Origin of the sequence: Kitasatospora sp. NPDC059722 (assembly GCF_042733235.1) — a bacterium.
Lineage (GTDB): Bacteria > Actinomycetota > Actinomycetes > Streptomycetales > Streptomycetaceae > Kitasatospora.
Genome location: NZ_JBHWGD010000085.1, coordinates 1 through 8,459, shown reverse-complemented (window position 1 = coordinate 8,459; position 8,459 = coordinate 1). Strand labels below are relative to the sequence as shown.

The 8,459-nt window shown below is 74.9% G+C and carries 8 protein-coding genes and 1 pseudogene; 4 read left to right on the top strand and 5 right to left on the bottom strand.

The genetic code is table 11. The features are described 5' to 3' along the window. The first annotated feature begins 103 nt into the window (after window positions 1–103). A complete protein-coding gene (locus ACFV4F_RS34965) occupies window positions 104–1,435 on the top strand; it encodes a sensor histidine kinase (RefSeq protein WP_380508723.1) in 1,332 nt (443 codons plus the stop codon). Beyond that, the gene (locus tag ACFV4F_RS34960) at window positions 1,432–2,112 is read left to right on the top strand and encodes a response regulator (protein WP_380508720.1); all 681 of its coding nucleotides are present in this window, start codon (window positions 1,432–1,434) and stop codon (window positions 2,110–2,112) included. Before ACFV4F_RS34965 ends, ACFV4F_RS34960 begins: the two co-directional genes overlap by 4 nt. A gap of 64 nt (window positions 2,113–2,176) precedes the next feature. Here the strand turns inward: ACFV4F_RS34960 and ACFV4F_RS34955 are convergent, their stop codons facing one another. The 4 genes from ACFV4F_RS34955 to ACFV4F_RS34940 all read right to left on the bottom strand — a co-directional run bounded on the left by ACFV4F_RS34955 (window position 2,177) and on the right by ACFV4F_RS34940 (window position 6,276). Next, window positions 2,177–3,172, bottom strand: coding sequence for a hypothetical protein (locus ACFV4F_RS34955; protein WP_380508718.1), 996 nt, complete (start codon window positions 3,170–3,172; stop codon window positions 2,177–2,179). 150 nt (window positions 3,173–3,322) lie between these two features. Next, window positions 3,323–4,252, bottom strand: a complete 930-nt coding sequence (locus ACFV4F_RS34950; RefSeq protein WP_380508715.1) for an ABC transporter ATP-binding protein — start codon at window positions 4,250–4,252, stop codon at window positions 3,323–3,325. Between the two features lie 33 nt (window positions 4,253–4,285). Continuing rightward, a complete protein-coding gene (locus ACFV4F_RS34945) occupies window positions 4,286–4,693 on the bottom strand; it encodes a GntR family transcriptional regulator (protein ID WP_380439913.1) in 408 nt (135 codons plus the stop codon). 134 nt (window positions 4,694–4,827) lie between these two features. Continuing rightward, window positions 4,828–6,276 (bottom strand): DUF2079 domain-containing protein, encoded by a 1,449-nt coding sequence (locus ACFV4F_RS34940; RefSeq protein WP_380508712.1) that lies wholly within the window; start codon window positions 6,274–6,276, stop codon window positions 4,828–4,830. Window positions 6,277–6,444: 168 nt separating this feature from the next. Between ACFV4F_RS34940 and ACFV4F_RS34935 the strand changes: the two genes are divergently transcribed. Continuing rightward, a complete protein-coding gene (locus tag ACFV4F_RS34935; protein ID WP_380439805.1) occupies window positions 6,445–7,089 on the top strand; it encodes a hypothetical protein in 645 nt (214 codons plus the stop codon). A 49-nt stretch (window positions 7,090–7,138) separates the two neighbouring features. On the opposite strand, the gene ACFV4F_RS34930 is transcribed toward ACFV4F_RS34935, so the two are convergent. Further along, window positions 7,139–7,564, bottom strand: coding sequence for a hypothetical protein (locus ACFV4F_RS34930; protein WP_380508709.1), 426 nt, complete (start codon window positions 7,562–7,564; stop codon window positions 7,139–7,141). A 328-nt stretch (window positions 7,565–7,892) separates the two neighbouring features. Here ACFV4F_RS34930 and ACFV4F_RS34925 point away from each other — a divergent pair. Next, window positions 7,893–8,459, top strand: a pseudogene (locus ACFV4F_RS34925) (hypothetical protein); the annotation flags it as partial.

The following is an 8,459-nucleotide window of genomic DNA, read 5'->3' as shown; positions in this document are numbered from 1 at the left end:
CTCTTTTCCCCCCCCCCCTTTTTCCGGGTGGGGGGGGGGGGCGCGCGCCGCCCCCCCCGCGGCGGGGCCCGCCCCCCCCCGCCCCGCGACCCGGAGAGCACCCATGACCACCACCTGGCAGCGCCTGCGCCAGAACCACCCCCGACTGATGGACGTCGTCGGGGGCGCCGCTCTCGCCACCTCCACCGCCTTCGGGGCGACGCTCGACCAGAGCGGCCACTTCCACGGCCTCAACCCGCTCACCGGCGTCCTGTCGCTGGTCTCCGTCGTCGCCGTCTTCGCCCACCGCCGCCACCCGCTCGCGGTCGTCGCGGTCACGCTCGTCTGCTCCGTCCTGCTGACCCCGACCACCCCCAAGCTCACCCCCGCCCTCGCCACCCCGCTGCTCTGCGCGCTGTACTTCCTCGCCGTCCGCACGGACCGCACCACCGCGCTGCGCGCCTCCATCGTCACGGCCGTCGTGCTCACCGCGACCTCGCTGGCCGTCGACGCCGGCGGCCACTTCGGCGAGCGGCTCGGCGTCCTCGCCTGGGCCCTGCTGCCCGGGGCTCTCGGGGACTCCATCCGCAACCGCCGCGCCCACCTCGCCGCCATCGAGGAGCGCGCCGAACGCGCCGAGCGCACCCGCGAGGAGGAGGCCCGCCGCCGCGTCGCCGACGAGCGCATCCGGATCGCCCGCGACCTCCACGACGTCGTCGCCCACCACATCGCCCTCGCCAACGCCCAGGCCGGCATCGCCGTCCACCTCATGGACCGCCACCCCGCCCAGGCCCGCGAGGTCCTCAGCCACATCACCGACGCCACCGGCTCCGCCCTCCAGGAGCTGCGCGCCACCGTGGGCCTGCTGCGCCGTGCCGAGGAGCCGGCCCCGCTCGAACCCACCCCAGGCCTCGACCGCCTCCCCGACCTGATCAACGCCTTCGAGCGGGCCGGCCTGCCGGTGCGGCTCAGCGTCCGGGGCGAGGCCAGGCCGCTGTCGCCCGGCGTCGACCTCACCGCCTACCGGATCCTCCAGGAGTCCCTGACCAACGTGGCCAAGCACGCGAGCGGTGCCGGCGCCGAGGTCACCATCGGATACACCGAGAGCCGGCTCGCCCTGACCGTCGCCAACGGCGGCCCGCCGCCGGTCGCCGCCCGCCGGCCCGTGCTGCTGCCCAGCCAGGTCCCCGGCGAGGGCGGCTTCGGCCTCATCGGCATGCGCGAACGCGCCGGCGCCGTCGGCGGACGCCTCGCCGCCGACCCCCGCCCCGGCGGCGGGTTCCTCGTCACCGCCGAACTCCCGCTGCGCACCGGCGCCCGCGACCCGGGCCCGGAGGCCGCCCTCCCTGATGCCTCCCACCCGGAGACCGGCCGCTCCGACGCCGCCCGTCCCGTCGCCGGCTGGTGCGACGCCGTCCGACGGGACTCCGCCCGACCCGACAAGGACCGCCCATGACCATCCGCGTACTGCTCGCCGACGACCAGGCCCTGCTGCGCGGCGCCTTCCGCGTCCTCATCGACGCCGAGGACGACATGGAGGTCGTGGGCGAGGCCGCCGACGGCCGCGAGGCGGTGGAGCTCGCCCGCGCCACCAAGCCGGACATCGTCCTGATGGACATCCGCAGGCCCGGCGCCGACGGCCTCGGCGCGACGGCGGCGATCTGCGGCGACGCGGAACTGGCCGGCACCCGGGTGCTCATCCTCACGACCTTCGAGATCGACGAGTACGTGGCCCAGGCGCTGCGCGCGGGCGCGGGCGGCTTCCTCGGCAAGGGCGCCGACCCGAAGGAGCTCCTCGCCGCCGTCCGCACCGTGGCCGCCGGCGACGCCCTGCTCTCGCCCGCCGCCACCCGGGCCGTCATCGACCAGTTCCTCGCCCAGCCCGATCCGGCCGCCTCCGCCGCCGTCACCGCCGAACGCCTCGCCGTCCTCACCGCCCGCGAACGCGAGGTGATGTCGATGGCCGCCACCGGCCTGACCAACGAGGAGATCGCCGAGCGCATGTACGTGAGCCCGTTCACGGTCCGCACCCACGTGCACCGCGCGATGGCCAAGCTCGACGCCCGCGACCGCGCCCAACTCGTCGCGATCGCCTACCAGTCCGGCCTCGTCCCGCCCGGCCGCCCGGCCTGAGCGCCACAGCCGTCGGGGTGTCACTGCCGTCGGGTCGTCGGGGCGGCAGGCCGCCCGGGGCGGGCTACTTCCGGGCCAGCCGGAAGACGGCCACCAGGACAGCGGCGGTGAGGGCCAGCAGGATCCCGGCCTCCACGAGTTGCACGGGGACGAGGTCGGCGGAGGGGTGGTACTTGATCCAGGAGGCGGTGGCGCCGTCGCAGACGTGGTCCGCGGAGATGCACACCTCGTCGTTGACCCGGGTGCCGTCGGCCATGACCACGCCGTGGTCGATCAGCCACGCGTTGGTCGGCTGCGCCTCGTGCAGCGGCACCACCTTGTCAGTGATCGGGTAGAGGTACCGGCGGGCCCAGCTCATCACGCCGAAGGCGGTTCCGACCGTGGCCGCCGTGACGAACATCGCGGGCAGCGTCCGGCGCAGCAGCTGGCCGAGCAGCGCGCCCACCGCGAGCGCGAACAGGGACCAGGCCACCGGCGCCAGCCCGAGGGCGGGGTAGGTGAAGAACTGGAACGGCGGGTCGAAGGCGATCGGGCCGTGGACGACGTCCGTCCACCAGACCCAGCTCATCAGCGCGGCGACGACGCCGGTGGTGGCCAGCACGGCGAGGCCGGGCACGGCGAGCCGGACCGCGAGCCACCGCAGCGGGTGGACGGACTGCGAGCGGATGAGGCGGATCGTCCCGCGCTCGTGCTCCTGGGCGATCATCGGCGCGCCGACGAAGACGCCGACCAGCAGCGGGATCGCCGTGACGACGGGCTGGAGCACCTGCACGTACCAGAACGTCGGCCGGTTGATGGGGGCGAGCAGGGTCCAGCACTGGGTGCTGTTCCAGCTCGCGGGGCTGTAGCAGCCGGTCCTCCGGAGAATTCCGATGGTGTGCTGGCTGGCGATGTGGATCCAGAGCAGATCGGCGGCCGCCAGGACCAGCAGGGCGCCCATCGTCCGGAGGAGCGCGCGGTTCTGGCGGAGCACCACCCACGTCAGGCCGCGTATCCGCCCGGCGGCCGGGCGCGGGGCCGTGGACGTGGCGGCCCGGTCGGGCAGGACGTTCGTGCTCATGCTCCCGCCTCGCTTCGCTCGGCAGGGGCCTTCGCCCATGCGCACCTCTTGATGGTTCGCTCACTTCGTTCGCTCATGCGCCCGCCTCGCTTCGCTCGGCAGGGGCCTTCGCCCATGCGCACCTCTTGATGATTCGCTCACTTCGTTCGCTCATGCGGCGGCCTCGTCATTCAGGGTGGCGGACGGCTGTCCGGCGGCGGGGGAGCGGAGGTAGCCGAGCAGCAGGTCCTCCAGGCTCGGCCGCTCGCCCTCCCACGGTCCGTCCGGCGGCGCGTCGGTGCGCACGAGCGCGGTGGCCCGGCGTCCGCCGACGCGCCGTTCGACCAGGACGTCGGCGGGCGGGGCGGGCGCCTCGGCGGGGCCGGTGAGCAGCCGGTGCCCGTCGAGGATGTCGTCGAGGTCCCCGGCCAGCCGGATGCGGCCGCGCTGGACGAGCAGCAAGTGGTCGATGACGCCGTCGAGTTCGGGGAGGATGTGCGAGGAGAGCACGATGGTGGTGCCGCGGTCGGCGGCCTCGGCCATGAGCGTGCCCATGAGCTGGTGGCGGGCGAGCGGGTCGAGGTCGGCCATCGGCTCGTCGAGCAGCAGCAGGTCGGGCGTCTTGCCGAGGGCGAGCGCCAGCGAGACCCGGGTGCGCTGGCCGCCGGAGAGCGAGCCGATCCGCGCCCGCATCCTCAACTCGCCCTGTTCGACGATCCGGTGGGACACCTCGTCGTCCCAGGCGGGGTTGAGCTCGCGGCCCATCCGCAGCGTCTCGGCCACCGTGAAGCCCGGGTAGAGGGGCTTGTCCTGCGCCACGTACGAGACGCGGGCGCGCAGTTCGGCCGTCGCGCCGGGTTCGCCGAAGACCCGGAGCCCGCCTTCGGTCGGGGCGACCAGACGGGCGGCGAGGCCGAGCAGGGTGCTCTTGCCCGCGCCGTTGGGGCCCACCACCCCGCAGATCCGGCCGGCCGGGACGGTGAAGTCGCAGCCGTGCAGCGCCCATTCCCCCTTGTACTGCTTGCCGAGGCCGGTGGCCTCCAATGCCGGCGGTTCGGCTGCCGCCGCTTCGAGGGGCGTTTCGGCCGGCGGTATGTTCATCGGGTCGTTCACCCGGTCCCCCACAGGTAGTTCTCAGTTCGGCGGTGCCGGGGAGACCCCGGTGCCGAAGCGCTGCTCCAGAACGGATGCCATCAGCGCGGCCATGTCCTCGCGCTCCAGCCCGGCCTCCCGGGCCCGGTCCACCCAGCCGACCAGGTCGGCGCGCAGTGGCCCGTCGGCGGCCGCCTCCGGCCGGGCGAGCGAGCGCCGGACGAAGGTGCCGAGCCCCGGCCGGGGCTCGACCAGGCCCTCGCGTTCGAGTTCGCGGTAGGCCTTCAGCACGGTGTTGGGGTTGATCGCGGTCAGCTCGACCACCTCGCGGGCGGTCGGCAGCTTGTCCCCGGGCTGCAGGAGGCCCAGCCGCAGGGCCTGTTTGGTCTGCTGCACGATCTGCTGGTAGGTGGAGACGCCGCTGCGCCGCTCGATGCGGTACTCGATCACCCCGTTGCGGCCTTTCACTAGTTCAATAGTGGAATGGTGGCCCACTGCGGCGCGCGGGTCAAGCTGGACCCGGGGGGTCCGGGAGAGCCTCCGGCCGGACGGCGGCTCGGGTCGATCGGCGCGGCTCCGGCCGGTCACGGCCGCTTCAGCAGGAGCAGGCCGTTCTGGTCGATCAGCGGCCGGTACCCGCGCTCCCGGTACTCCGTCACCATGTGGAGCGTGGCGGCGATGGCGCACGGCGACTGGACGGTCGGGTCGTGCAGGTCGACGGCGACCCACTCCGGGCCCGGACCGTCCGGCGGCCGGCAGACCAGGGTGACGACCGCCCGGTCGGTGAGCTGCGCCGCCAGCCGGTTGGACGAGGCGACGGTGGCGTCGTCGGGTATCAGGCCGAGCATCGCCCGGGTCTCGGTGAGGCGCGGCGAGGTCCGCCAGGCCTCGGGCATCACGACCTCGTGCAGCGGGTAGAGCGGCAGCGTCACGGCCGTCACCAGGGCGCTGACGGCGAGCGCGCGCCGGATCCGGCGGCGGTCGGCCCGCCGGATGACGTCGATGAGGGCGCCGACCGCGATCGGCATCAGCACCGCGCTGTAGTGGTAACTGACGCCCCAGTAGTTGGGGTTGGCCGACAGCAGGCGCCAGGCCAGGGTGGGCACGCAGAGCAGGGCGAGCGGCGAGCGCAGGCCGAGGAAGCCGGCAGTGGCGGCGAGCAGGAACAGCAGCAGCCACTTGACCGGGGGCCAGACCAGCCGCGCGGCCATGGCTCCGGCCGAGGGGTGTCCGCCGCCGTCCACCTGCTGCCAGTAGTCGAAGCCGCCGGTGGGGTTGAACGACGGCAGGATGACGAGCACGGTGAGGGCGGTCGCGGCGAGGCCGGCCGCCGCGAGGGCCAGGCCGGGCGCCGGGCTGCGGTGGTCCTGCCTGGCCTGCCAGGCGATGAGCGCGCCGACCGCGGCGACGGTCAGGCCGAGGTCCTCCTTGACCAGCAGCAGTGGCAGCGACCACAGCGCGGCCGCCAGCGGGCGGCGCTGGCCGAGCGCGGTGACGGCGAAGGCGAGCAGCGGGACGGCGAAGGCGATCTCGTGGAAGTCGTCGGCCGCCGCCCGGACGATCCCCCAGGAGGCCCCGGTGGCGCAGCCGATGGCGAGGGCCACCCGCGGTCCGGCCGCTTCGTGCGCCCAGCGGGTGAGCGGGACGACGGCCAGGGCCATGAGCAGCGCCTGGGCGACGATCAGCGTGACCGGGGTCGGGAAGGCCCGGTAGAGCGGGGCGAGGGTGGCGATCAGCGGGTGGAAGTGGTCGCCGAGCAGGTGGTAGCCGGGCCCCTTGAGCGGCACGACCGGCGCCCGGCCGTGTGCGTAGGCGCGGATGGCCTGTTCGAAGATGCCCAGGTCGTAGGCCTTGGTGAGGCCGCGGCGGTGCCTGTTGACGCCGACGCACGCGTAGAGGGCGGCGAAGCCGGCGGCCAGTCCCCAGGCGAGGACGGCGGGGCGGCGCAGGACGGCGAGCCGCCGCGCGAGGAGGCCGGGGAACGGCTGGGGGTCGGGGTGGATCGGGCGGGCTGGCGAGAGGACCGCGTGCATCGGGAAAGTACCCTTTCACTATTCGATTAGTGGAAGGGTGATGGAAGGGGTGAGGGCTCGTCAATCCCGGTCCGGCGGCGCCGATCGGGCCCCCGGCCTGCGCGAAAACACCCTCCGAACGGATGTGCAGCGAGTAGTGTGCCGGTGACTCAGAATGAGGAGGGGCTCGTGGAAGCGAACGAAACGGCGGGCGAGGTGCGGGGTCTCCGGCCGTGGCCGGGGAGCGCGAGGCGCGGATCACGCGCGTTCGAGGAACGTCTGGCCGACCTGCTCCGACTGCTCGACATCGAGGTCGCGCCGGGGGCGGACTTCACGGACGCGGGGCGCTGGGAGGTCCACAAGGCGCTCGCCGGACGGGCCGAACTCCCCGAGGAGTACTTCGAGGCGCTGCTGAACGCCGCGGTCTACGACCCGAACCCGAGCTTCAACCGGCGGTTCGTCGAGCCCGCCCTGACGGGCTTCGGCCGGCGCCGGGTCCGGATGGCGCTGCTCGCCCGGCTGCGGACCGGCACGGACGAGGAGCGCGCGGGCGCGGCGCGGGCCTGGTACTGGACGGCGCTCTCGGCCGGCGACCGCTGGACCGACCCGGACGACGGCGCGAGCGTGCGCAACGCGTGGCACGAGGCCGCGCTGCGGGAGTTCGTCGCCAACGAGGACCAGGACGTCCGCCGCAGCATCCTCCCCGGGCTGCCGCTCGTCCCGCGCGCGTACCCGGCCGAGCTGCACCCGCTCGTGGAGCGCGCGGTGGAGATCGCCAGAACGCATCCGGACGAGTACATCCGTGAGCGCGCCGAGACCCAAGTCGCCCTCTGACAAAGGGTGTTGGCCTTCGGCGTGATGCGGGCCGGGTCTCGGCCGCCGCTCAGGCCTCCGGCGGGAGCGGGATTGGGAGCGGGAACGCGAGCCGGTAGGCGTACTCCTCCGGGCCGCGGCGGAAGACCAGCCGCACCCTGAGCTCCGCGGCCTCCGCGGCGACGGCGGGCTGCCCGGAGACCGTCCCCTCCGTGCGCAGCCCGTCGGCGCTCAGGCCGTGGGCGCCGCCCGTGCCGGTGTAGCGGTGGCCGAGGTCGTCGTCGGCTTCCAGGCGGAGGGACAGCCGGGAGGCGACGGGGGAGGGGATGTGCAGGTCGCCGGGCATGGGCGGGGTCACCGAGTACGCGACGGCGAACGCGTCGTCCGCCCGTGCCAGGCCGTGGACGGCCAGCTGGTACCGCCCGTCGAGGATCGTGATCCGCGGGGTGTCCGTGGGGTCGACGACCGGGGCCGTCCGCTCGCCGAGCCCGTTCATGCGTCCACCCCGTTCCGCCGCGCTCACCTCACCACGGTGGCAAAGCGTTGCGCGGGCGGGCAAGGCGGGCGGCATCAGGGTGCCGTATGGATCGGGTCGGGGGAAAGCGGGACCGGCGCTCGGTGGGGGTGCGCGCGGAGCGGGCGCCGCGTGCGCCGGGCGTGATGTGTATGCGCCGCGCCGGGCGGTGTGCGTCTGCGCTGCGCCCGTGCGGGCCCGTCGCACTGCGCCGGTTCGCGCGCCGATCGCCGGGCGGGCGCGGTGATCGGCCGCATGCGCTCCACGCCGGGTTCGGCCTGGTGGCACGGCCTGTGCCAGCATGTGCCGCGTGACCGAACGACAGCCCGCCCCCGCCGAGGTCGAGATCCTGGCGCCCACCGGGATCCGCCTCGTCGAGACCGCCGCCCCCGACCTCACACCGGAGGAGCGGACGGCGATGGACCGCGCCTGGGCCGAGGCGGTGCGGGCCAACCCGACGTTCTTCGACGGCCCGGTCGCCGTCTGCGCGGGACTGCGGTCGGACGGTCCGCAGGACCTCGAACTCGGCTGGGCCCGCACCACCTACCGGCAGTTCGTCCTGCGCCGGGTGCCCGGTGCGACCGGCTGGCTGCCGGCCCTGTTCGTCGCCGTCGTCCAGCCGGCCGACGACGGCCGCGTGCTGGTCGGCCGGATGGCGGGGCCGACCGCCCACCCCGGCCGCTGGGGCCTGCCCGGTGGCAACGTCGAACCGCCGACCGGCGACGACCTCCTCGACGAACCGGCCCTCCAGCGCCACGCCCCCCCCCTAATCCGCGCTGGGTGCGGCGCGGCTCCCCTACCCCCGGGCCCGTTGCCGGGGGTTCGGCGCGCACCCCCCCCCCCGCACGGCCGGGGGCCGGAGCCCGCCCGCCCGCCC